This window comes from Limnobacter litoralis, assembly GCF_030160455.1.
Taxonomy (GTDB): domain Bacteria; phylum Pseudomonadota; class Gammaproteobacteria; order Burkholderiales; family Burkholderiaceae_B; genus Limnobacter; species Limnobacter litoralis.
This window is the reverse complement of sequence record NZ_BSOJ01000018.1, coordinates 82,324-104,502: the sequence shown is the minus strand read 5'-3', so window position 1 is coordinate 104,502 and position 22,179 is coordinate 82,324. Positions and strand designations below refer to the sequence as shown.

General features: G+C 51.5%; 22 protein-coding genes and 1 tRNA gene. 1 reads left to right on the top strand and 22 read right to left on the bottom strand.

From position 1 onward, the window contains the following. Positions 1-336: transposase (locus tag QQJ87_RS09840; RefSeq protein WP_284281512.1), on the bottom strand; the 336-nt coding region annotated here is incomplete at its 3' end. A gap of 177 nt (positions 337-513) precedes the next feature. Here QQJ87_RS09840 and QQJ87_RS09835 point away from each other — a divergent pair. Next, the gene (locus QQJ87_RS09835; protein ID WP_284281510.1) at positions 514-981 is read left to right on the top strand and encodes a hypothetical protein; all 468 of its coding nucleotides are present in this window, start codon (positions 514-516) and stop codon (positions 979-981) included. A 23-nt stretch (positions 982-1,004) separates the two neighbouring features. Here the strand turns inward: QQJ87_RS09835 and htpG are convergent, their stop codons facing one another. The 21 genes from htpG to pnp all read right to left on the bottom strand — a co-directional run bounded on the left by htpG (position 1,005) and on the right by pnp (position 22,163). After that, positions 1,005-2,903 carry a molecular chaperone HtpG gene (htpG, locus tag QQJ87_RS09830; protein WP_284281508.1) on the bottom strand — a complete coding sequence of 633 codons (1,899 nt, stop codon included), beginning with the start codon at positions 2,901-2,903 and terminating at the stop codon, positions 1,005-1,007. 74 nt (positions 2,904-2,977) lie between these two features. Then, positions 2,978-3,268 (bottom strand): DUF2818 family protein, encoded by a 291-nt coding sequence (locus tag QQJ87_RS09825; protein ID WP_284281507.1) that lies wholly within the window; start codon positions 3,266-3,268, stop codon positions 2,978-2,980. Positions 3,269-3,299: 31 nt separating this feature from the next. Continuing rightward, positions 3,300-4,775: an NADH-quinone oxidoreductase subunit NuoN gene (gene nuoN, locus QQJ87_RS09820; RefSeq protein ID WP_431310093.1), complete on the bottom strand. Its 1,476-nt coding sequence runs from the start codon at positions 4,773-4,775 to the stop codon at positions 3,300-3,302. A 12-nt stretch (positions 4,776-4,787) separates the two neighbouring features. After that, entirely contained in the window at positions 4,788-6,269 is a 1,482-nt protein-coding gene (locus QQJ87_RS09815) for an NADH-quinone oxidoreductase subunit M (protein ID WP_284281506.1), read from the bottom strand. Between the two features lie 35 nt (positions 6,270-6,304). Next, entirely contained in the window at positions 6,305-8,293 is a 1,989-nt protein-coding gene (gene nuoL, locus QQJ87_RS09810; protein WP_284281505.1) for an NADH-quinone oxidoreductase subunit L, read from the bottom strand. Between the two features lie 9 nt (positions 8,294-8,302). After that, positions 8,303-8,608, bottom strand: a complete 306-nt coding sequence (gene nuoK, locus QQJ87_RS09805) for an NADH-quinone oxidoreductase subunit NuoK (protein ID WP_284281504.1) — start codon at positions 8,606-8,608, stop codon at positions 8,303-8,305. Between the two features lie 23 nt (positions 8,609-8,631). Further along, the gene (locus QQJ87_RS09800; RefSeq protein WP_284281503.1) at positions 8,632-9,246 is read right to left on the bottom strand and encodes an NADH-quinone oxidoreductase subunit J; all 615 of its coding nucleotides are present in this window, start codon (positions 9,244-9,246) and stop codon (positions 8,632-8,634) included. 29 nt (positions 9,247-9,275) lie between these two features. Continuing rightward, positions 9,276-9,767: an NADH-quinone oxidoreductase subunit NuoI gene (gene nuoI, locus QQJ87_RS09795; protein ID WP_284281502.1), complete on the bottom strand. Its 492-nt coding sequence runs from the start codon at positions 9,765-9,767 to the stop codon at positions 9,276-9,278. Between the two features lie 12 nt (positions 9,768-9,779). Continuing rightward, positions 9,780-10,844, bottom strand: coding sequence for an NADH-quinone oxidoreductase subunit NuoH (gene nuoH / locus QQJ87_RS09790; protein WP_284281501.1), 1,065 nt, complete (start codon positions 10,842-10,844; stop codon positions 9,780-9,782). Continuing rightward, complete coding sequence (gene nuoG, locus QQJ87_RS09785) at positions 10,841-13,120, bottom strand: NADH-quinone oxidoreductase subunit NuoG (protein WP_284281500.1); 2,280 nt, start codon at positions 13,118-13,120, stop codon at positions 10,841-10,843. The genes nuoH and nuoG overlap by 4 nt, the downstream gene beginning before the upstream one ends. A 45-nt stretch (positions 13,121-13,165) precedes the next feature. After that, positions 13,166-14,461 carry an NADH-quinone oxidoreductase subunit NuoF gene (gene nuoF, locus QQJ87_RS09780; protein WP_284281499.1) on the bottom strand — a complete coding sequence of 432 codons (1,296 nt, stop codon included), beginning with the start codon at positions 14,459-14,461 and terminating at the stop codon, positions 13,166-13,168. Beyond that, entirely contained in the window at positions 14,458-14,934 is a 477-nt protein-coding gene (gene nuoE / locus QQJ87_RS09775; protein WP_284281515.1) for an NADH-quinone oxidoreductase subunit NuoE, read from the bottom strand. Before nuoE ends, nuoF begins: the two co-directional genes overlap by 4 nt. An 18-nt stretch (positions 14,935-14,952) precedes the next feature. Continuing rightward, positions 14,953-16,206 carry an NADH-quinone oxidoreductase subunit D gene (locus tag QQJ87_RS09770; protein ID WP_284281498.1) on the bottom strand — a complete coding sequence of 418 codons (1,254 nt, stop codon included), beginning with the start codon at positions 16,204-16,206 and terminating at the stop codon, positions 14,953-14,955. Continuing rightward, positions 16,207-16,806 carry an NADH-quinone oxidoreductase subunit C gene (locus QQJ87_RS09765; protein ID WP_284281497.1) on the bottom strand — a complete coding sequence of 200 codons (600 nt, stop codon included), beginning with the start codon at positions 16,804-16,806 and terminating at the stop codon, positions 16,207-16,209. It lies immediately after the preceding gene. A gap of 8 nt (positions 16,807-16,814) precedes the next feature. Further along, positions 16,815-17,291, bottom strand: a complete 477-nt coding sequence (locus tag QQJ87_RS09760) for a NuoB/complex I 20 kDa subunit family protein (RefSeq protein ID WP_284281496.1) — start codon at positions 17,289-17,291, stop codon at positions 16,815-16,817. A gap of 27 nt (positions 17,292-17,318) precedes the next feature. Further along, positions 17,319-17,678, bottom strand: coding sequence for an NADH-quinone oxidoreductase subunit A (locus tag QQJ87_RS09755; RefSeq protein WP_284281495.1), 360 nt, complete (start codon positions 17,676-17,678; stop codon positions 17,319-17,321). 86 nt (positions 17,679-17,764) lie between these two features. Beyond that, positions 17,765-17,850 (bottom strand) — tRNA-Leu (locus QQJ87_RS09750). 8 nt (positions 17,851-17,858) lie between these two features. Beyond that, a complete protein-coding gene (gene secG, locus QQJ87_RS09745; protein ID WP_284281494.1) occupies positions 17,859-18,221 on the bottom strand; it encodes a preprotein translocase subunit SecG in 363 nt (120 codons plus the stop codon). Between the two features lie 7 nt (positions 18,222-18,228). Further along, the gene (gene tpiA, locus QQJ87_RS09740; RefSeq protein WP_284281493.1) at positions 18,229-18,996 is read right to left on the bottom strand and encodes a triose-phosphate isomerase; all 768 of its coding nucleotides are present in this window, start codon (positions 18,994-18,996) and stop codon (positions 18,229-18,231) included. Further along, on the bottom strand, positions 18,993-20,000 hold the full coding sequence (locus QQJ87_RS09735) for an NAD(P)H-quinone oxidoreductase (protein ID WP_284281492.1): 1,008 nt from the start codon (positions 19,998-20,000) through the stop codon (positions 18,993-18,995). The genes tpiA and QQJ87_RS09735 overlap by 4 nt, the downstream gene beginning before the upstream one ends. Positions 20,001-20,003: 3 nt before the next feature. Then, positions 20,004-22,163, bottom strand: a complete 2,160-nt coding sequence (pnp, locus tag QQJ87_RS09730; RefSeq protein ID WP_284281491.1) for a polyribonucleotide nucleotidyltransferase — start codon at positions 22,161-22,163, stop codon at positions 20,004-20,006. Positions 22,164-22,179: the final 16 nt, after the last annotated feature.

Sequence of the window (22,179 nt, the reverse complement as noted above, 5' to 3'; positions counted from 1 at the left end):
CAGCGTCAGGATTTGATCATCCATCTGCGTCAGGCGGCTTTGGTGTTTCTTCAAAAGCTGTGGCTCAAACGATCCGTCGCGGTCTCGCGGGGTGTCGATTTGAACTTCGCCGTGCTGGCTCTTCAAACGTTTGGGCGTGCTGCCATTTCGGCTGTTGCCCTTGGCGGGCTTGCTGTCAGCGTGTTTGTCGTAGCCCAGGTGATCCGTCAATTCGGCGCCCAGCGCTGTTTCTACGGTCAGTTTCAGCAGTTCCCGGGACAACGCGTTCAAGTCTGCTTCAGTCTTGATGTCCTTGGCCAGCTCGCTGGCCAAGGCTTGTAATTTGCTACGATCCATTGTGTGTGTACTCATCATCGGTCATTTCCTCAAAAGAGGTTAATTGGCCGAATGCACTTACACAAATTTATTTACAGCCTCGCTTTTTTTATTCCCAACTGTTGAATATCGAAGGGAACTTCATGGGCTCCCATGTGGACACAAAGCCATCAAATGGCCTAACTAAACACAATGCCTATGCACCACCTGTTGGAAAAAGATCTTTTAAGTACCCTGGCGCAATGGGTCAACCGACTTCGGAACCCTTATGAAACCTCCAATCCGAGCCAGGAAACCTCGATTACCTTACGGCCAGGCAGCTTTCCCGATTCCACCCTTCATATCAGCACCGGCCCAAGTCAATCCCTGTCGCTGACCATCGTTCATCCTCTGGCTTGTCTGGAGGAAGAAGATCAATTAAGGGCATTCAGAAAAGAATCAAAACAATTCAACCTAATCATGGAACAGGTGCGTCTCCCGGTTTATGTCTGGGAAAACAAATCCGACAATCGTTTCGAATTGAGATGGGAGGAGAAGCTCGCAAACCGGACGGAACTGGAAGTGCTAAGCACACTGTTCAAACAGTCACTCTACCTGTCCAATGTGCTGAGCAGTAGACTCGGATGGGGTCTAGCGCAGAAGTCCATACCAAAAACCCTGCACTGACCCCTCTCCGTCAATTGAAATAATCAAGCCTTGACGGTCAACAGCAACATGTTCAGTCGACGAACAAAGCCTGCAGGATCTTCCAGTTGTCCGCCTTCAGCCAAGGTTGCCTGGTCAAAAAGAATATTGACCCACTCGTCAAAGTGATTCTTTTCAATTTTCAAACGCTGAATCAAGGGATGCTCAGGATTCAACTCCAGAATTGGCTTGGTGTCTGGCGCTTGCTGACCCGCCTGCTTCAACAAACGCTTCAAGTGCTCACTCATGCCTTGCTCATCCGCCACCAAACAAGCAGGGCTGTCAGTCAGGCGCAAAGTGACGCGGGCTTCCTTGATTTTGTCTTTCAGAAGTTCTTCAATTCTCTTCAGAACATCCTTGAATTCGCCCTCCACCTTCTTCTTGGTCTCCTTTTCCTGCTCATCCTCAAGTTGACCGAGATCCAAGCCACCTTTCGCGCAGGACTGCAGGGCCTTGCCATCAAACTCAGACAAATGGGACAACATCCACTCATCCACTCGATCACTGAGCAGCAGCACTTCAACCCCCTTCTTCTTGAATACTTCAAGGTGAGGGCTGTATTTGGCAGCGGTGTAGGTGTCGGCAGTCACGTAGTAAATTTTGTCCTGCCCTTCCTTCATTCTGCCCACATAATCGGCGAGTGACACTGTTTGATCGGCGGTGTCAGTGTGGGTTGAGGCAAAGCGCAGCAGCTTCGCAATGCGGTCGCGATTGGCCTGATCGTCGCCAACGCCTTCTTTCAACACTTGGCCAAACTCATTCCAGAAGGTGGTGTATTTTTCAGGCTGATTCGTGGCGAGGTCCTCCAACATGCCCAGGACCTTCTTCACAGATCCATCCCGAATGAGTCGAACGTCCCTGCTCTCCTGCAAAATTTCGCGGGAAACATTCAATGGCAAATCGGCAGAATCAATGACACCTTTCACAAAACGCAGGTAGGCGGGCATCAACTGATCCGCATCGTCCATGATGAACACACGCTTGACGTAAAGCTTGATGCCTTTCTGCTGGTTTCGATCCCAAAGATCAAACGGTGCTTTGGCCGGAATGTACAACAGTGAGGTGTACTCTGAAGCGCCACCCTCTACCTTGTTGTGGGTGTGAGCGAGTGGATCCTGAAAGTCAAAGCTGATCGACTTGTAAAACTCGTTGTACTGCTCTTCTGTAACCTCGGACTTTGAACGGGCCCACAGTGCATTGGCCTTGTTGACAGTTTCCCACTCACCAGTGGCCTTCATGCCACCCGACTCTTCATCCCACTCCTCTTTCACCATCTGGATGGGCAATGAAATATGATCCGAATAGCGGGTCAGAATGGATTTCAATTTCCAGCCAGACAGCAATTCATCCTCATCTGCTTTCAAATGAAGCGTGATCTCAGTGCCTCGCTCTGCTTTCTCAATGGCTTCCACCGTGAATTCACCATCGCCTTTGGAAGTCCACTCAACCCCTTGATCAATAGGTAGGCCAGCACGGCGAGAACGCACTTTCACTTCGTCGGCCACAATAAAAGCCGAGTAGAAACCCACACCGAACTGTCCAATCAGTTCTGCGTCTTTTTTCTGATCCCCACTGAGCTTTCCAAAAAACTCCTTGGTCCCTGATTTGGCAATCGTACCCAAATGCTCGACAGCCTCATCGCGGCTTAAACCAATGCCGTTGTCTGTAATGGTGATGGTGCGCTGATCTTTGTCAAACTGAACCCTGATTTTTAAGTCGCTGTCGCTTTCAAACAGTGAGGCGTCGTTAATCGCTTCAAATCGCAACTTGTCGCAGGCGTCTGATGCATTCGACACCAGCTCACGAAGAAATATTTCTTTGTTGGAATACAGTGAATGAATCATCAAGTGAAGCAACTGCTTCACTTCGGTTTGAAAACCCAAGGTTTCTTTCATGGCACCCATTTCATCTCCCAATGCAGTAATTGTTTCAACTGCAAGGAAATGGGGGCGTTTGAATGAAATTCAAGAGCGCGGCTTTATCGCCACAAAAACCGGTAGACGAACCCGGGGAAGCCGAGCACCAGAAACAGACAGAAAGAGACCGCGTAAAACTCCCAGCCTTGCGGTGAATGCTGGCTAACGGTGGCCTCCAGATACATACCCAGAAGGCCGGTCAAACCATATCCGAGCAGAACTTCGCAAACGCGGGCCCAGCCTCCTTTTCGAGAGACCTTAACGACACCGAGCAAGCGATTGCTGACAAATGGAAGATTGGCGAGAAACACACCGAGCAAAAACAGCAACAGATAAGCCAGGTTTTCGCTCAAGGTGGTGTGCCCCTCTGATTTGAAGTGTTATTTATCCAGCCAGTGCTTTCTGGATCACGAAAGCACACAAAGCCATCAACGGCGCTGGCAGAAGACCCAAGCCAATAACAGCCAGACCATTCAAACCCAACATTGCACGTGAACCAGCACCCACAACAGGTGGAGCGAGGTCGTTCTCAGTTGTGTCGAAGTACATGGTCTTGACAACACGGATGTAGTAAAAGGCGCCGATCAAGCTCATCATCACAGCGTAGACCGCCAACCACACGTTACCCGTGGCCAACAAAGCCTTCAAAACCGCCAGTTTGGCTGCAAAACCCACCATGGGTGGAATGCCCGCCAAAGAGAACATCAACAGGAGCATGATCAAGGCCAACCAAGGGGCGCGTTTGTTCAAGCCCTTCAAGTCGCTGATGTTTTCAACTTCAAGACCCTTGTGAGACATCACCATGATCACCCCGAAAGTGCCCAGGGTCGTCATAACATAGGTCACTGTGTAAAACATAGCGGACGAGTAGGACTGCTCTGCATTGACCGTGCTGTTGCCCATCACACCCGACAACATGCCCAACAGCATGAATCCCATCTGGGCAATGGTTGAATACGCCAGCATGCGCTTCAGATTGGTCTGGGCAATCGCGGTCAGGTTTCCAATTGCCAGCGAGGCCACGGACAACACCATCAGCATGTGTTGCCAGTCAATGGCCATGGCCAGCAAACCGTCGACCAACAGGCGCATCATGATTGCGAATGCTGCAATTTTGGGCGCACCGCTAATCAGCAAGGTCGTGATGGAAGGAGAGCCCTCATACACATCGGGCACCCACATGTGGAAGGGAACAACGCCCAATTTGAATGCGAGACCGGCAACCAGGAATACAAGCCCGAATACGTAAATAATCGTATTCGCGTGCGTAGACACACTGGCCCGAGCAATTTCACCCAGTTCCAGCGAGCCAGTTGCACCGTAGATCATGGACATACCGTACAGCAGAAAACCCGAGGCCAAAGCACCCAGAACGAAGTATTTCATCGCTGCTTCAGTGGACCGCGTGCTGTCACGCTGCATGGCCACCGCGGCGTAGAGTGAAAGGGACAGCAATTCCACGCCGAGATAAACCATCAAAAGGCTATTGGATGAAATCATCACCATCTGACCCAACAAAGTGAACATCACCAAGGCGTGCAACTCACCCTTAAACATGTTGCGGTCTTTGGCGTAATCTCCACCAAGAATCAGGGTAACTGCCACCGCGATGGCAGAAAAACCTTTCAAGGCCAGACCCATGGCGTCACTGACGTAAGCCCTGGAAAAAGCCACTTCGGTTTGTGCACCAGGCACCAGCGAGAAACAGTAGACGCCCAACCCAATACAGAAAAGGATCACCAAATTGTGCAACTGGGGAAGAATCCGCCCTTTGGTGAAGCTGTCTACGATCAAAAATGCACAGGCAAAAACCGCCAGGGCAATTTCAGGCAAAGCCAGACAAATATTCAATTGATCCACGGATATTCCTCTTTAAATCTTGGTCTGGGCGACATGATGCAACAAGGCATCCACTGACACTTGCATGACATCGGTGAAAGGCTTGGGGTATAGGCCCATGGCCAGCACAAACACTGCCAACGCAGCCAGCATCAAAAACTCTCTGAGATTGACGTCTGACAAGTCTTTGACGTGCTCGTTTGCCACTGCACCGAAAACAACACGTTTATACATCCACAGGGAGTAGGCAGCGCCAAAAATAAGGGTGGTTGCCGCCAAAGCGCCAATCCAGAAATTAAATTTCACAGCCCCCAGAATCACCATGAATTCGCCAACGAAACCGCTGGTTGCGGGAAGACCCGAGTTGGCCATGGCGAACAACAAAAACAGCGCGGCAAACTTGGGCATGGTGTTCACGACCCCGCCGTAGGCTGAAATTTCCCGACTGTGCACCCGGTCATAAAGCACGCCGATACACAGGAACATGGCACCTGACACAAAGCCGTGTGAAATCATCTGGATGATGGCGCCCTGCATGGCCAGGTCTTGAAACATGAAAAAGCCCAAAGTCACAAAACCCATGTGCGCAATGGAGGAATACGCCACCAGCTTTTTCATGTCACCCTGAATCAGGGCCACCAGGCCGATGTATACAACCGCAATCAGGGAAATGGTGATCATAAAACCAGACAGCGCGTGGCTGGCATCGGGTGCAATCGGCAATGAGAATCGCAAGAAACCGTAGGCACCCAACTTCAACATAATCGCTGCCAAAACCACCGAGCCGCCAGTTGGAGCTTCAACGTGTGCATCCGGCAACCAGGTGTGCACTGGCCACATGGGAACCTTCACCGCGAAAGCCATCAGGAAAGCCAGGAAAATAAAGACCTGTTCCTTCATGGTCAAAGGCAGTTTTTGCCAAGCCGCAATTTCGAATGATCCACACTTGGACTGCAGATAGATGATGGCCACCAAAGTCAGCAAAGAGCCCAACAAGGTGTACAGAAAAAACTTGAAGGCCGCATAAATCCGGTTTGGACCACCCCAGATACCGACGATGATGTACATCGGAATCAAAGTTGCCTCAAAGAACACATAAAACAGCAGACCGTCTGCTGCGGCAAATACGCCGATCATCAGCCCTGACAAAATCAGGAAAGCGGCCATGTACTGCGCAACACGCTCAGTGATGACTTCCCAGGCTGCGACAACCACGAATATAGTGATCAAAGCAGTCAGAATGACAAACCAGACGGACAAGCCATCGACGCCGAGAGAATAACTTGCACCAAACGATTCAATCCAGGGATGAACCTCAGTGAACTGAAGCGCAGCCGTACTTGGATCGAAATGAAAGTAAAGTGGCAGGGTCACCAAAAAGCTGACGATTGCAGCAAACAACGACATGGAGCGCACCATCGGTGCATTTTCATCGTTACCCACCGCCATGATCAGCACACCGAAGGCAATCGGCAACCAGATGGCCAAACTAAGATAAGGAATAGTGTTATGCATTGATAGTATCCGGTTTAAGGGAATTCAACCCCGCCTCAGTATTTAAGTGAAACAAAAGTGATCACCATGCCCAGCACGCCCAAAATCATGGCGAATGCATAGTGGTAGATGTAACCACTTTGAGCAAATCGAATCACACTGGAGAACAAGCCGACCAAGCGGGCTGATCCATTGACGAACAAACCGTCAATGATGATCTTGTCACCCACTTTCCAGAGACCGCGTCCCAACCCTCGGGCACCGCCCGCGAAAAACACCTCATTGAACTTGTCCATGTAGTATTTGTTGTCCAGCAATACATAGAGAGGCTTGAATGCCTTCATCAAGGCAGCTGGAATCGCAGGCGCCACCAGGTAGCAAACCGCAGCAGACACCACACCCGCCAGTGACAGCAGGAATGGCAACGAGGTCAGGGCATGAATCGCCATTTCGGTTGAACCGTGGAAACCTTCGCGAAGCTCGGCCATGGCGCCGTGCGCTGGAAGAACCTTGATGACCCCATCAAAGTAGGTGCCAAACAGCAGCGGCTCGATGGCGATGTAACCGATGATCGCAGAAGGAATTGCCAGCAGAATCAGCGGAAGCGTGACAACCCATGGTGATTCGTGAGGCTGGACCGGTCCATGGTGATGCCCATGATCGTCGTCGTGACCATGGTCATCGTGTTGAATGTCATGGAAACGCTCTTTCCCGTGAAACACCAGGAAGTACACCCTGAATGTGTAGAAGGCGGTGATGAACACACCTGCTACCACTGAGAATGTTGCAAATCCTGCGGCTGGCAGATGACTTACGTGCACTGCCTCAATGATGCTGTCCTTGGAATAAAAGCCTGCAAAAAATGGAGTACCAATCAAGGCTAGTGAACCAATCAAAGACGTTATCCAGGTGATGGGCATGTGCTTCCAGAGGCCGCCCATGTGGCGAATGTCCTGATCGTGATGCATGCCAATAATGACTGAACCAGCACTAAGGAACAGCAAAGCCTTGAAGAAAGCGTGCGTCATCAGGTGGAAAATTGCCACGGGATACGCGGACGCCCCCAGTGCAACAGTCATATACCCCAACTGAGAGAGCGTGGAATAAGCAACCACTCGCTTGATGTCGTTTTGAATAATGCCCAGGAAACCCATAAACAGCGCGGTGATTGCGCCAATGATCAAGATGAAGTTCAGGGCAATGTCCGACAACTCAAACAGCGGCGACATGCGGCTGACCATAAAAATACCGGCCGTAACCATCGTCGCCGCGTGGATCAAGGCGGAAATGGGAGTTGGACCTTCCATGGAATCAGGCAACCAGACATGCAAGGGAAATTGTGCTGATTTACCCATTGCCCCGATGAAGAGGCAAATGCAGGCCACTGCCAACAAGGGCCAGTCGGTTCCGGGGAAGGTCAAACCGACCAGCGAGTCTGCCTTCGCAAACACATCCGAATAATTCAGTGAACCCGTGTAGGCGAGCACCAGACCAATACCCAGCAGAAATCCGAAATCACCCACCCGGTTGATCAAAAATGCCTTCAGGTTGGCGTAGATCGCGGTGGGCTTTGTGTACCAGAAACCGATCAACAGGTAAGACACCAAACCAACTGCTTCCCAACCGAAAAACAGCTGAAGGAAGTTGTTGGACATCACCAACATCAACATGGAGAAGGTGAACAGTGAAATATAAGAGAAGAAGCGTTGATAACCTGGGTCCTCCTCCATGTAACCGATTGTGTAGATATGAACCATCAAAGACACAGAGGTGACAACCAACATCATGGTCGCGGTCAGGGCATCAATCAGGAAACCGACCTCAAACTTCAAGGTGCCGATGGTAGCCCATTCATACAGGGTGCCATTGAAGGTGTTGCCCTTCATGACATCCATGAACACCAAAATTGAGGCAATCAAGGAGATGGCCACACCTGCAATGGTGACCGTGTGCGCACCGGCTCGGCCGATTTTCTTACCGAAAAAACCCGCCAGAATTGAACCGACAAGTGGTGCAAAAGGTACGATGAGATACAAAGGATTCATTTCTCTCTCTTAGCCCTTCAGTTGGTCGAGGTCTTCGACATTGATCGAACTCAAATTGCGGAACAGCACAACCAGAATGGCCAAACCGATCGCTGATTCAGCGGCCGCCACAGTCAAGATGAAGAACACAAAAAGCTGTCCGGACAAATCACCCATGTAATGCGAAAAAGCCACGAAGTTCATGTTCACGGCGAGAAGCATCAGCTCGATTGCCATCAACAGCACGATCAGGTTTTTCCGGTTGAGGAAAATGCCGATCACGCTGATTGAAAACAGAATGGCACCGAGCACAAGAAAATGCGCTAGAGATATCATCGTTCTTAGGTCCTGATTAGAATTTATTGACCAGCTTTGGTTTGCTTGCGTTCAAGGTCTGCTTTCATGCTGACCAGACGCACGCGATCACCGCGCTTGACGCGTACCTGCTGAGAGGGAATTTGTCCTTTTGTGTCTTTGCGTTTGCGAAGCGTCAGCGCAATGGCAGCAACCATGGCCACCAACAAAATCAATGCCGCGACTTCAAACGGAAACAGATAGCTTGTGTAAAGCAGTTTTCCAAGTTCCAAGGTGTTGTTGCCGGCCTGAGCAGGCACGGATGCCTGTGGGTTCCAAAAGCCACGCAACAAAATGACCGACATTTGGAATGCGATCAATGAACCCACCACAGCTGCAACCGGCAGACTTTTCCAAAAACCGGCGCGTATTTTGTCCATGTTGATGTCGACCATCATCACGACAAAAAGGAACAACACCATGACAGCGCCGACGTAGACCAACACCAAGGAAATGGCCAAAAACTCCGCTTCAAGCAACATCCACAGAGCTGAAGCCGAACAGAAAGCCAGCACCAGATACAAGGCTGCGTGCACAGGGTTTCGGGCGGTGATTACTCTCAGGGCCGCGAAAACCAGAATGGCCGAGAAAACGTAAAAAAAGGCAGAGAACGCGTTCATGAATTGTGTCTTTTGCGAATTGAATCAGGTTATCGGAATGCGGCGTCAGCCAGTCGGTTGTCCGCAATCTCTTTCTCGTAGCGATCACCCACAGCCAGAAGCATCTCTTTGGTGAAATACAGATCTCCCCTCTTCTCACCGTGATACTCGTGAATGTGCGTTTCCACGATGGAATCCACTGGGCAAGACTCTTCACAGAAACCGCAGAAAATGCACTTGGTCAAATCGATGTCATACCGTGTCGTGCGGCGGGAGCCGTCGTCGCGCTGCTCAGACTCAATGGTGATGGCCATTGCAGGACAAACTGCTTCACAGAGCTTGCATGCGATACAGCGCTCCTCGCCGTTTTCATATCGGCGCAGAGCATGTAGTCCACGAAACCGCGGGGACATTGGGGTCTTCTCCATTGGATAAAGCACTGTAATTTTCGGACTGAACATGTATTTCATGGTCAAACCCATGCCTTTCAGCATTTCCAGCAACAACAGGCTTTTGAAGAAATCTCGGATAACTAGGAACATGTCGACTCTCTATTAATTCCAGATGTTCAGGGGCGTCTTCATCCAGACAGCCACAACCACAAGCCAAACCAGGGTTAGTGGAATGAACACTTTCCAACCCAGACGCATGATCTGGTCATAACGGTAACGCGGGAATGAAGCGCGGAACCAGATAAACAGGGACACCACCAGGAAGGTCTTCAGGCCCAACCAGATCCAGCCTGGGATCCAGGTGAACGGTGCAAATCCAAGAATGGGCTCCCAACCACCAAAGAACATCACAGAGGCCAGGCAGGAAATCAGGATCATGTTGGCGTATTCAGCCAGGAAGAAAATGGCGAACGTCATGCCTGAATATTCAACCATGTGACCGGCCACGATCTCAGACTCGCCTTCAACCACATCGAAGGGATGACGGTTGGTTTCGGCAACACCGGAAATCACATAAATAACCAGCAAAGGCAACAAAGGCAGCCAGTTCCAGGACAGGAAGTTGAGTCCGTGGCTAACAAACATGCCTTTCGTCTGTGTCATTACGATGTCTGTCATGTTGAGGCTGCCGGTGACCAGCAGAACCGTGACCAACACAAACCCCATCGCCAATTCATAGGAAACCATTTGGGCAGACGCACGCATTGCAGCGAGAAACGCATACTTCGAGTTGGATGCCCAACCGGCAATGATCACGCCATACACCTCAAGAGAGGTAATCGCCATCAAATACAGCAAACCGGCGTTCACGTTGGACAGCACGGTTTCAGGCCCGAATGGCACAACAGCCCATGCGGCAAGAGCCGGCATAATGGTCATAATCGGCGCAATGATGAACAGCCCTTTGTTGGCATTCAAGGGAACAATAATTTCCTTAAACATCATTTTTACGGCGTCAGCAATGGGCTGCAACAAACCCAAAGGCCCTACGTAACTCGGGCCACGGCGAATGTGCATCCAGCCGATCATCTTGCGTTCCCAAAGGGTCAAGTACGCAACGCATCCCAGAAGCGGAAGTGTAATGCACAAAATTTTGATCAGCGCCCACACTGGCGTCCACACGGGCCCAAGCAAACTCGAGCCATATTGCGTAATCAGTTCAATCATGCCTGCACCTCGCTTGCAGCCACGAGGGCTTCAATTTTTACAGCGCCCGAAAGGGTCTTCAAGTTCATGCTTTCTTCGCGACAGGCAGCAACCAAAACGGTGCCATCGGCCACATCATTGTTCAGTGTCAACCTGGCACGCAGAACACCACCTTTGGCGTCTGTCAGCTCCACTTCGGCTTCATTGCTTACACCAAGCGCAAACAACGTTGCCTGGTTGGCACGAACGATTGCCGGATTGGCTGCTTTCGTTTTGCGCAGCGAATCAGCACGACGAACCAGTGAATCTGTGTCGTAGATTGGGACGTAAACGGCCATCTCGACGCCCTCAACCGAGGCACCGGTGGCTGAAGCAGCAGCACTTACCCGGTTGTTCAAGTTCGCAGCAAAACCAGGATTCAAGAACTTGGCTTTGACGTCCTCAGAGCTGTTGTAATCGAACCCATCCAACTCAAACAGATTGCCCAATACACGAAGCACTTTCCAACCTGGACGAGCTTCACCGGCTGGGCGCACTGTCGCCTTGAAGCTTTGAGCTTGACCAGCCATGTTAATGAATGTGCCAGAGGTTTCAGTGGCTGGAGTAATCGGCAGAAGTACATCGGCGTACTCTTTGGCAGCCCCCACGAAGGCGCTTGCGACAACCACAAACTCTGAGTCCTGCAGGGCGCGCTTTGCCGCTTCTCCAAGCCCTGAATCCAGTTCAGGCTCGGTGCCGAATACCAACAAAGCCTTTGACTTTTTGGTCAGCATGTCATGTGCACGCTTGGCGCCATTGGCGGCGCTTTGCACGCCGGCTACAAACGAGCCGACCCAGTTTGCGCCGTCGCCCAGGTAAGCCAGCTTGGCACCTGTTTTGTCGGCAAGTACTTGCGCACTGGCCACGATGTCGTTTGCAAATTCTGACATCAGGACCTGCGGGCCGAGCACCACGAACCGAGACTCACCTGCATTGGTCAATTCATTCACCAAGTCACTGCCAGCCAAAGCCGAGGCCCACTTTGAGGGCGCAAGCTTCATCCATTTGGCTTTTGGCATCAGTGGGTTGGTCCCGCCGGCGTTTACCAACAATACAGAGGCACCCTGCTTGGCTGCTTGACGAATACGCTGAGTCAACAAGGGTTGATCATTTCTTGGGTCAGTACCAACAAGCAAAATTGCATCCGCGTTGGCGAATTCAGTCACAGACGCACCCAACCATGGCTGGGCACCCTCAAGATTCAAATTGGCTGCGTGACGCAACCCCGCGTCAACGCTGCTAGAGCCAACACCATTCATCAACGCTTTGGCCAAAGCCATTTCTTCAAACGTGGAATTGGGTGACAACACCAGACCAATGGCGTTCAAATCCTCAGATTCGCGGCGGGCTTTTTTGAAGCCTTCCAGCGCGGCATTCAACGCTGTTTGCCAATCGGTGGTTACCCACTGACCCGACTTTTTGATCATGGGCTGCAACAAACGATCAGAGGCTTGCAGGCCTTCGTAGCTGAAGCGGTCACGGTCAGAAATCCAGCACTCATTCACGTCATCGTTTTCGAGCGGGACTACTCGCATGACCTTGTCGTTCTTGACTTGCACAACCACGTTGGAGCCCAGACTGTCGTGTGCTGCAACCGATTTTCTGCGGGCCATTTCCCAGGTACGGGCGTTGTAACGGAATGGCTTGGAGGTGAGCGCGCCGACCGGACACAAATCGATCATGTTGCCAGACAATTCAGAATCCACAGAATTGCCGACAAAGCTCAAAATTTCCGAATGTTCGCCACGGTTGGCCATGCCCAGTTCCATGACGCCAGCTACTTCCTGGCCGAAACGCACGCAGCGTGTGCAATGAATACAGCGGCTCATTTCCTGAGCAGAAACCAGAGGCCCGATGTCTTTGTAAAACACCACGCGCTTTTCTTCTTCATAGCGTGACTTCACGCCACCGTAACCAACAGCAATGTCCTGCAACTGACACTCACCGCCCTGGTCGCAAATCGGGCAATCAAGCGGGTGATTGATCAACAGAAATTCCATCACACTCTTTTGGGCATTTACAGCCTTTTCAGAGTTGGTGCGGACGATCATGCCCTGCGAAACGGGCGTGGCGCAGGCGGGCAGCGGTTTAGGCGCCTTCTCAACGTCAACCAGACACATGCGACAGTTCGCTGCAATCGACAATTTCTTGTGGTAACAAAAGTGAGGGACATAGCTACCCGCTTTGGTTGCAGCATCCATCAGCATGCTGCCCTCGGGCACCTCAACCTTCACTCCATCAATCTCTAATTCGACCATTTTTTTATCCCGCCTGGGCCTGCCAGGAGATCAACAATATTTGGATTAAACGTAAGCTGGCACTACACACTGCTTGTGTGTGATGTGATGCTCGAACTCTTCATGGAAATGTTTCAGGAAAGCTCGAACCGGCATCGCTGCGGCATCACCCAAAGCGCATATCGTGCGGCCTTGAATGTTGTCAGCAATCGAGTTCAAAAGATCCAGGTCCTCGGGCCGGCCTTGACCGTTTTCAATCCGGTGGACAATTCTGTAAAGCCAACCAGTGCCCTCGCGGCATGGCGTACACTGACCGCAGCTTTCTTCGTAGTAAAAGTAAGACAAGCGCAGAAGCGACTTCACCATGCAACGGGTTTCGTCCATGACGATGACAGCGCCTGAACCCAGCATGGAACCCGCTTTGGCAATCGAATCGTAGTCCATGTCTGTTGCCAGCATGACGTCGCCTGGAAGCACCGGCATGGAAGATCCGCCAGGGATAACAGCCTTGCACTTGCGCCCACCTTTCATGCCGCCAGCCAATTCAAGCAGCTTGGCAAACGGTGTTCCAAGTGGAATTTCATAGTTGCCCGGCTTCTCAACATCGCCAGAAATCGAGAAAATCTTTGTTCCACCATTGTTGGGCTTGCCAAGCTCGAGGAACCAATCACCACCATTTTGAAGAATGAAAGGCACCGCAGCAAAGGTTTCGGTGTTGTTGATCGTGGTGGGCTTGCCGTAAATACCGTAAGAAGCTGGAAATGGAGGCTTGAATCGAGGTTGGCCTTTCTTGCCCTCAATGGACTCAATCAGCGCTGTTTCTTCACCGCAAATGTACGCGCCATAACCTTGGTGAGCGTGCAGTTGAAACGAAAAGCTTGAACCCATGATGTTATCGCCAAGGTAGCCTGCTGCTCTGGCTTGCTCAAGCGCCTCTTCGAAGCGCTCATAGGTTTCCCAAATTTCACCGTGAATGTAGTTGTAACCCACACTAATGCCCATGGCATATGCGGCAATGGCCATTCCTTCAATGACCGAATGCGGGTTGTAGCGCAGAATGTCCCTGTCTTTGAATGTACCGGGTTCGCCTTCATCTGAATTACAGGCCAGGTATTTTTGACCAGGGAACTGACGTGGCATGAAGCTCCATTTCAGACCTGTCGGAAAACCTGCGCCTCCACGACCACGCAAGGCCGACTTTTTCACCTCAGCAATCACGTCCTCTGGGGAAATTCCCTCGGTCAGAATCTTGCGCAAGGCTTTGTATCCGCCACGCGCCTCGTACCCTTTGAGATCCCAGTTGTTGCCATCCAGGCCAGCAAGAATAACTGGATTAATGTGTCGATCGTGCAAACAAGTCATGACTTCAACTCCTCAACCAAAGCGTCCAGTTTGGCGTTGCTCATAAAGCTACACATTCTGTGATTGTTCACGAGCAGCACGGGTGCATCTCCACAGGCCCCCATGCACTCACCTTCTTTCAGCGTGAAAAGGCCATCAGGCGTTGTTTCGTTGTAATCAACACCCAACTTCTTTTTCAAATATTCAGCCGCGTCAGTGCCACCAGACAGTGCGCACGGCAAATTGGTACACACAGTAATTTTCGAATTCCCTGGCTTTTTCAGGTCGTACATGTTGTAAAACGTTGCCACCTCATAGGCTGCAATCGGTTCAATTTCCAGATAACGTGCAACCGCCTCAATGGCTTCAGATGGCAGCCATCCCAACTCGGTCTGCACGATTCTCAAACCAGCCATCACCGCAGATATCTTTTGGTCGGCGGGGTATTTGGTCAGCTCTTTGTCAATAAGGCGCTGGGCCTGTTCACTCAACATCATGATCATTTGTCCAAATTAGCGGTCGATTTCACCAAACACGATGTCCTGGGTGCCGATGATTGTCACTACGTCGGCCAACATGTGGCCACGGGCCATTTCATCCAACGCTTGCAAATGCGCAAAGCCGGGCGCACGGATCTTGAGGCGGTAAGGCTTGTTTGCCCCATCAGCAACCACATAAATTCCGAATTCGCCCTTTGGATGCTCTACTGCAGCATAGGCTTCACCTTCCGGCACGTGCATTCCTTCGGTGAACAATTTGAAGTGGTGGATCAACTCTTCCATGTTGGACTTCATGTCCACGCGCTTGGGCGGTGCAATCTTGTGGTTGTCACTCATCACGGGGCCTGAATTCGCCCTGAGCCATTGAACGCACTGCTGGATGATCCGGTTGGATTGACGCATTTCTTCAACACGAACGAGGTAACGGTCGTAAGAATCGCCATTGGTTCCGACGGGGATGTCAAAGTCCAGCTTGTCATACACTTCGTAAGGCTGCTTTTTGCGCAAATCCCAAGCGATACCGGAACCGCGCAGCATGGGTCCAGTGAAACCCATTGACAATGCGCGTTCAGGTGAAACAATGCCGATATCAACCAGACGCTGCTTCCAGATTCGGTTGTCGGTCAACAGTGTTTCGTATTCGTCTACGTACTTGGGGAAGCGCTTTGTAAAATCGTCGATGAAGTCCAGCAGAGAGCCGTGGCGATTTTTGTTGAGTTCATCCACTTTCTTGGCAGAACGCACCTTTGACGGCTTGTATTGCGGCATGCGATCTGGCAGATCACGGTAAACACCACCGGGCCGATAATAAGCAGCATGCAGGCGAGCACCTGAAACGGCTTCGTAACAGTCCATGAGGTCTTCGCGTTCGCGAAATGCGTACAAAAACACAGCCATCGCACCCACGTCCAGAGCGTGCGCACCGATCCAAAGCAGGTGATTCAAGATTCGAGTGATTTCATCGAACATGACCCGGATGTACTGGGCACGGATCGGCACTTCGACGCCAAGCAGCTTCTCAACGGCCATGCAATAGGCGTGTTCGTTGGCCATCATGGACACATAGTCAAGCCGATCCATGTAGGGAAGACTCTGGATGAAGGTCTTGTGCTCGGCCAGCTTTTCCGTACCCCTGTGCAACAAGCCAATGTGGGGATCAGCGCGCTGAACAACCTCACCGTCCAACTCCAGCACGAGGCGCAAAACGCCGTGCGCCGAGGGGTGCTGAGGACCAAAGTTGAGCGTGTAATTCTTGATCTCTGACATTTACTTTACTCCACCATACTGTGGCTCACGAATGACACGGGGCGTAATTTCACGAGGCTCAATGGTGACTGGCTGATAAACCACTCGTCCAAGCTCGGGGTCATAGCGCATCTCGACGTGTCCTGAAAGCGGGAAGTCCTTGCGGAATGGATGACCGACAAAACCATAGTCCGTGAGAATACGGCGCAAATCTGGATGGCCTTCAAAGACAATACCAAAGAGATCAAAGGCTTCTCTTTCATACCAGTTTGCAGCCGACCAAACCTCTGCCACCGATGGTAGCGTTGGCAGATCATCGTCTGCGCAACACACTTTAACCCTCAGACGCTGATTGTTTGTAACGGATAGCAAATGCAGAACGACCCAAAAGCGACGAGACTCATTCAGTTCGTTGCCATAGTCGCTGTAGTCCACACCACATAGATCGATCAGTTGCTCAAATTTCAGGCCAGCATGGTCTCGGAGCTTTGTACAACTGTCGATGTAAGACTGGGGATCGAGTTCAACCGTCACTTCACCAAACTCAATTTTTATGGCTTTCGCGGCGTCACCCAAGACGCTTTGGAGTGACAGTTGCAATTCATTTAAGTTCTCTGACATGGAACAAATTACCTCGCGATGGTTGAATTGGCCTTGATTTTGTTTTGCAATTGCAGCAAACCGTACATCAAGGCTTCCGCCGTGGGAGGACAACCTGGCACATAGATGTCAACCGGCACAATGCGATCGCATCCACGAACCACAGAATAGGAATAGTGGTAGTACCCACCGCCATTGGCACAGGAACCCATCGACAAAACCCAGCGAGGCTCAGCCATTTGGTCGTAAACCTTGCGCAATGCGGGCGCCATCTTGTTGCACAAGGTGCCTGCGACGATCATCAGATCAGATTGCCTCGGAGATGGGCGAAAAATAATGCCAAAACGGTCCAAGTCATAACGACTTGCACCCGCGTGCATCATTTCAACCGCACAACAAGCCAAACCGAAGGTCATAGGCCACAAAGACCCGGTACGCCCCCAGTTGATCAGCTTGTCAGCTGTGGTTGTAATAAACCCTTCGTTCAAAACGCCATCAATACCCATTTTTCATCACCTTCACGAAAACGGTGCTCATTCCCAGTCCAAAGCGCCACGGGTCCATTCATAAATGAAACCCACCACAAGAATGCCGAGAAAAATCATCATCGACCAAAAACCCACTGCGCCAATTTCACGATAGGCCAAAGCCCAGGGGAAGAGGAACGCGATTTCCAGATCGAACAAAATAAACAGGATTGCCACGAGGTAATAGCGCACATCGAATTGCATTCGCGCGTCTTCAAAGGCCTCAAAGCCACATTCGTAGGGGGAGAGTTTTTGACCGTCCGGGCGGTTGGGAGAGAGAATTCGGCCGACCAGCATGGCACCACCGCCAACACCAATACCCACCAAAATGAACAGCAACACCGGAAAATAAGACTGTAGATTCACTTGAACTCCGTGTTTAACCAACCAAATTACAACAATCATAAAAAAACCGGTCGTTCGTTATTCACAAAGACCGGCTTTATTTACCTTGGTGCCGACGGCGAGACTCGAACTCGCACAGCCTGTGGCCACTACCCCCTCAAGATAGCGTGTCTACCAATTCCACCACGTCGGCTTGTATATCTACTTCGGAATGTCAGGGGCCGCAGGCACTGAATTCTTGGGAACATCTGCAGCAGGGGGTGCCGTTCCCTCTACTTTTGAAACAGGTGCTTTTTCGATGACGCCCTTATTTTCTGCGCGATTTTCAGCGCGAGAATAGAACGTCAAACCCAATGTACAAAGCAGGAAGATTGTAGCACAAACCGCAGTTGCGCGACTCAGAAAGTTTGCAGAACCCGTTGCACCAAACAAACTTCCAGAGGATCCGCTACCGAAGGCTGCGCCCATGTCTGCGCCTTTGCCGTGCTGCAGCAAAACAAGCACAATTACCGCCACAGCGGCGATCACTTGGGCAATTGCCAGAATTGTATGAAATATCGTCATTTTTAATTTAACCTCTCGCGGCGCGTATTATTCCAGAGAAATCACTCGATGACAAAGCCGCACCGCCAATCAAGCCTCCATCAATGTCGTTTTTTGCAAAAATCTCTGCTGCATTACTTGGCTTGACACTGCCCCCATATAAAACCCGGGTGCTCTGTGCCACTTCAAGGCCCAATTTTTCCTGAACTCGCTGACGAATAGCCGCGTGAACTTCTTGCGCTTGCTCGGGGCTGGCCGTTACGCCGGTACCAATCGCCCACACAGGTTCATAAGCGACAATGACGGGCCACTTCCCATTTTGTGCGTAGCGACCGCAGCGATCAAAAACCGGGTCCAGCTGCGCATTAATCACCTCAACAACACGTCCAGCTTCACGTTCCTGAAGGGTTTCTCCAACACAGACAATCGGAACGATCGACGCCTCGATCGCCGCGAGCGCCTTGTCTGCAACAGCATCGCTGCTTTCAAAGTGATAAGTGCGCCTTTCGGAATGACCTACCAGAACGTGCGTGACGCCAAATTCTTCCAGCATGGGCAACGAAACCTCACCAGTGTAGGCACCATTGGGCATTGACGAAACGTCCTGCGCACCCCATTTGACAGCGCTACCCTGACACAAGCCCTGCACCTGAGCCAAATAAGGCGCAGGCACAAACACCACCACGTCCACAGCATCAGTCACTTCAGGCAAAAAGCCCTTGATCAGAGTCTCGTTAGCCACAAGACTTCCGTTCATTTTCCAGTTACCGGCCACTAGTTTCTTTCGCGCAATCATACGCACCCACCCACTTTCAATACAATTTTTCCAAAATGATGGCCCGACTCCATGCGCTTGTGAGCCTGAACAACGTCAGCCATCAAAAATTCACTGTCAACAACCGACCGCAACAAACCCGATGAAAAACCTTCGTTTAAAACAGGCTGCAATTGGCGACACAGTTCGGATTTGAAACCGATTGACTGCGGCCTCAGCGTTGTGCCATGCATCGAGGCCTGTTTGAACAGTAATTTCGCGGCATCTATGGATGCATTTCGACCACCCAACAGCGCAATCACAAGAATTTTCCCACCAACCGCCAAACATGCCAGGTCTTTGTCAAGGTAAGGCCCAGCGACCATGTCCAGCACGAGATCCGCGCCGCGACCCTCGCTGAGGTCGATTACCCGCTGAACGAAGTCTTCCTCTTTGTAAACAATCACATGATCAGCACCTAAAGCACCGCAAAATCGGCCTTTTTCAGTGTTGCCCACGGTGGCAACCACCGAAGCGCCCAACATTTTGATCAGCTGTATTGCAGCACTGCCGATGCCACTGCTTCCGCCATGCACCAACACCAAGTGGCCTTTTGAGAGGCCACCCTTCATCACCAAATTCTGCCAGACAGTCAGATAAACCTCAGGGATGCCAGCCGCATGCAAAAGAGACAAGCCAGGCGGTACATCCATGCACTGGGAAAGGGGCACCGCGACATACTCGGCGTAAGCCCCCCCGTTGGCCAGCCCCATGACTTGGCGACCAATTTCGGCTTGAGACACGCCCTGCCCCACTTCAACCACAACACCGGAAAACTCGAGCCCCAAACGGGGATTTGCACCCGGTGGAGGTGGATAAAGTCCTTGGCGCTGCAATACATCCGGCCGGTTAACGCCAGCCCCGCACACCTGAACCAACACCTCACCGGCTGCTGGCACAGGCGTATCCACCATTCCGACACGAAGTTGATCCGCCTCACCGGGCGAATCGAACAACACAGCCTTCATGGTGGCGGGACTGCGCAAAGATCAGCCCTCTTGCGAACCTTCCTGAGCAGGCGCTGCCTCAGCGGCAGGAGCTGGCTCATCTGCGGCCAGCAACGCCTTCATTGACAAACGCAGACGTCCTTTCTCATCCGCCTCAAGCACCTTGACCGTTACCTGCTGACCTTCTTTCAGATAATCGGCCACGGCATTAACGCGTTCGTTGGCAATCTGGGAAATATGAAGAAGACCGTCTTTACCCGGAAGTACACTGACGATCGCACCAAAATCGAGCAATTTAAGCACTGTGCCTTCGTAAACGGCACCCACCTCAACTTCAGCGGTAATTTCTTCAATTCGCTTCTTGGCTGCTTCGCCTGCGGCGCTGTCTACGGACGCGATGGTAATAGAACCATCTTCCTTGATGTCGATGCTGGCGCCTGTCTCTTCAGTGATTGCACGAATGGTTGCGCCACCCTTGCCAATCACGTCACGGATTTTTTCAGGATTGATCTTCATGACGATCATGCGGGGTGCGTATGCGGAAAGTTCACCCACATTGCCACCGGTGGCTTCCTTCATGATGCCGAGAATGTGCATGCGTCCTTCGCGGGCCTGAGCCAGCGCAACCTGCATGATTTCTTTGGTGATGCCCTGAATTTTGATGTCCATCTGAAGTGCAGTGATGCCGTTCTCAGTACCAGCCACCTTGAAGTCCATGTCACCCAAGTGATCTTCATCACCCAGAATGTCAGTCAGAACGGCAAATTTGTTGTCCTCTTTGATCAGACCCATGGCAATCCCTGCCACCAGTTGCTTCAAAGGCACACCGGCGTCCATCAGTGACAGTGCACCGCCACAAACGGAAGCCATGGAGCTGGAACCGTTGGATTCGGTAATTTCAGACACCACGCGCATGGTGTACTGGAAGTCTTCAGGCGCAGGCAACATCATTTCAACAGCGCGGCGAGCAAGACGGCCATGGCCGATTTCACGACGCTTGGGCGCGCCCATGCGACCACATTCACCTGTGGCATACGGGGGCATGTTGTAATGGAACATGAAACGGTCACGGTATTCACCAGCAACCGCATCGATCATTTGTTCATCACGACCCGTGCCGAGTGTAGTAACGACCAAGGCCTGTGTTTCACCACGCGTAAACAGCGCAGAGCCGTGAGCACGAGGAAGAACGCCTGTGCGTACGGTTATGGGGCGCACTGTGCGTGTGTCACGACCATCGATACGCGGCTCACCGTTGAGGATCTGGCTGCGTACAATTTTGGATTCAAGGCCAAACAGAATGTCAGACACATCAGCACTGGTGTAGCTGGCCTGCTGCTCTTCTGTCAATTTACCGGGCAATTCAGCAGCAACTTCAGCACTGATTTCTTTCAGACGCTGACTGCGAGCCTGCTTTTGGGTAATTTTATAAGCTGCGGCAAGTTTTTCAGACGCCAACTCTTTGATTGCATTCAGCAAAGGCTCGTTGACGGGAGCTGGCTGCCAATCCCACTCAGGCTTGCCCGCTTTGGATACCAGCGCGTGAATGGCATTGATTGCCGCTTGCATTTGCTCGTGACCAAATACGACACCACCCAGCATGACCTCTTCAGACAACTCATGGGCTTCTGATTCAACCATCAAAACGGCTGCTTCGGTGCCGGCAACAACCAGATCCATCTTGCTGTCAGCAAGTTGGGATTTTGTGGGGTTTAGTACATATTCATTATTGATGTAACCAACACGTGCGCCACCAATCGGACCATTGAATGGGATGCCTGCGATGGCCAATGCAGCGGACGCACCAATCATGGCCGGAATGTCAGGATTGACTTCTGGGTTGATGGACATCACGGTCAGCGTGATTTGAACTTCGTTGAAAAAACCCTCAGGGAACAGCGGGCGCAAGGGTCGGTCGATCAAGCGAGCGTTCAAGGTTTCTTGCTCGGTGCCCTTGCCTTCACGCTTGAAAAAACCACCTGGAATTCGGCCAGCGGCATAGAACTTCTCCACGTAATCCACTGTTAAGGGGAAGAAGTCCTGACCGGGTTTTGCTGACTTGGCTGCCACCACTGTGGCCAATACTACGGTGTCGTCGACATTGACAACCACTGCGCCATCTGCCTGACGGGCGATCTCGCCGGTCTCCAGAGTGACTGTGTGCTGACCGTACTGAAATGATTCGCGATGAATTTCAAACACTTTTATTTGTCCTTTT

Coding starts and splice junctions, on each gene's coding strand:
- QQJ87_RS09835 (WP_284281510.1), top strand. CDS start 514: ATGCACCACCTGTTGGAAAAAGATCTTTTAAGTACCCTGGCGCAATGG.
- htpG (WP_284281508.1), bottom strand. CDS start 2,903: ATGGGTGCCATGAAAGAAACCTTGGGTTTTCAAACCGAAGTGAAGCAG.
- QQJ87_RS09815 (WP_284281506.1), bottom strand. CDS start 6,269: ATGCATAACACTATTCCTTATCTTAGTTTGGCCATCTGGTTGCCGATT.
- nuoL (WP_284281505.1), bottom strand. CDS start 8,293: ATGAATCCTTTGTATCTCATCGTACCTTTTGCACCACTTGTCGGTTCA.
- nuoK (WP_284281504.1), bottom strand. CDS start 8,608: ATGATATCTCTAGCGCATTTTCTTGTGCTCGGTGCCATTCTGTTTTCA.
- QQJ87_RS09800 (WP_284281503.1), bottom strand. CDS start 9,246: ATGAACGCGTTCTCTGCCTTTTTTTACGTTTTCTCGGCCATTCTGGTT.
- nuoI (WP_284281502.1), bottom strand. CDS start 9,767: ATGTTCCTAGTTATCCGAGATTTCTTCAAAAGCCTGTTGTTGCTGGAA.
- nuoH (WP_284281501.1), bottom strand. CDS start 10,844: ATGATTGAACTGATTACGCAATATGGCTCGAGTTTGCTTGGGCCCGTG.
- nuoG (WP_284281500.1), bottom strand. CDS start 13,120: ATGGTCGAATTAGAGATTGATGGAGTGAAGGTTGAGGTGCCCGAGGGC.
- nuoF (WP_284281499.1), bottom strand. CDS start 14,461: ATGACTTGTTTGCACGATCGACACATTAATCCAGTTATTCTTGCTGGC.
- nuoE (WP_284281515.1), bottom strand. CDS start 14,934: ATGTTGAGTGAACAGGCCCAGCGCCTTATTGACAAAGAGCTGACCAAA.
- QQJ87_RS09770 (WP_284281498.1), bottom strand. CDS start 16,206: ATGTCAGAGATCAAGAATTACACGCTCAACTTTGGTCCTCAGCACCCC.
- QQJ87_RS09765 (WP_284281497.1), bottom strand. CDS start 16,806: ATGTCAGAGAACTTAAATGAATTGCAACTGTCACTCCAAAGCGTCTTG.
- QQJ87_RS09760 (WP_284281496.1), bottom strand. CDS start 17,291: ATGGGTATTGATGGCGTTTTGAACGAAGGGTTTATTACAACCACAGCT.
- secG (WP_284281494.1), bottom strand. CDS start 18,221: ATGACGATATTTCATACAATTCTGGCAATTGCCCAAGTGATCGCCGCT.
- tpiA (WP_284281493.1), bottom strand. CDS start 18,996: ATGATTGCGCGAAAGAAACTAGTGGCCGGTAACTGGAAAATGAACGGA.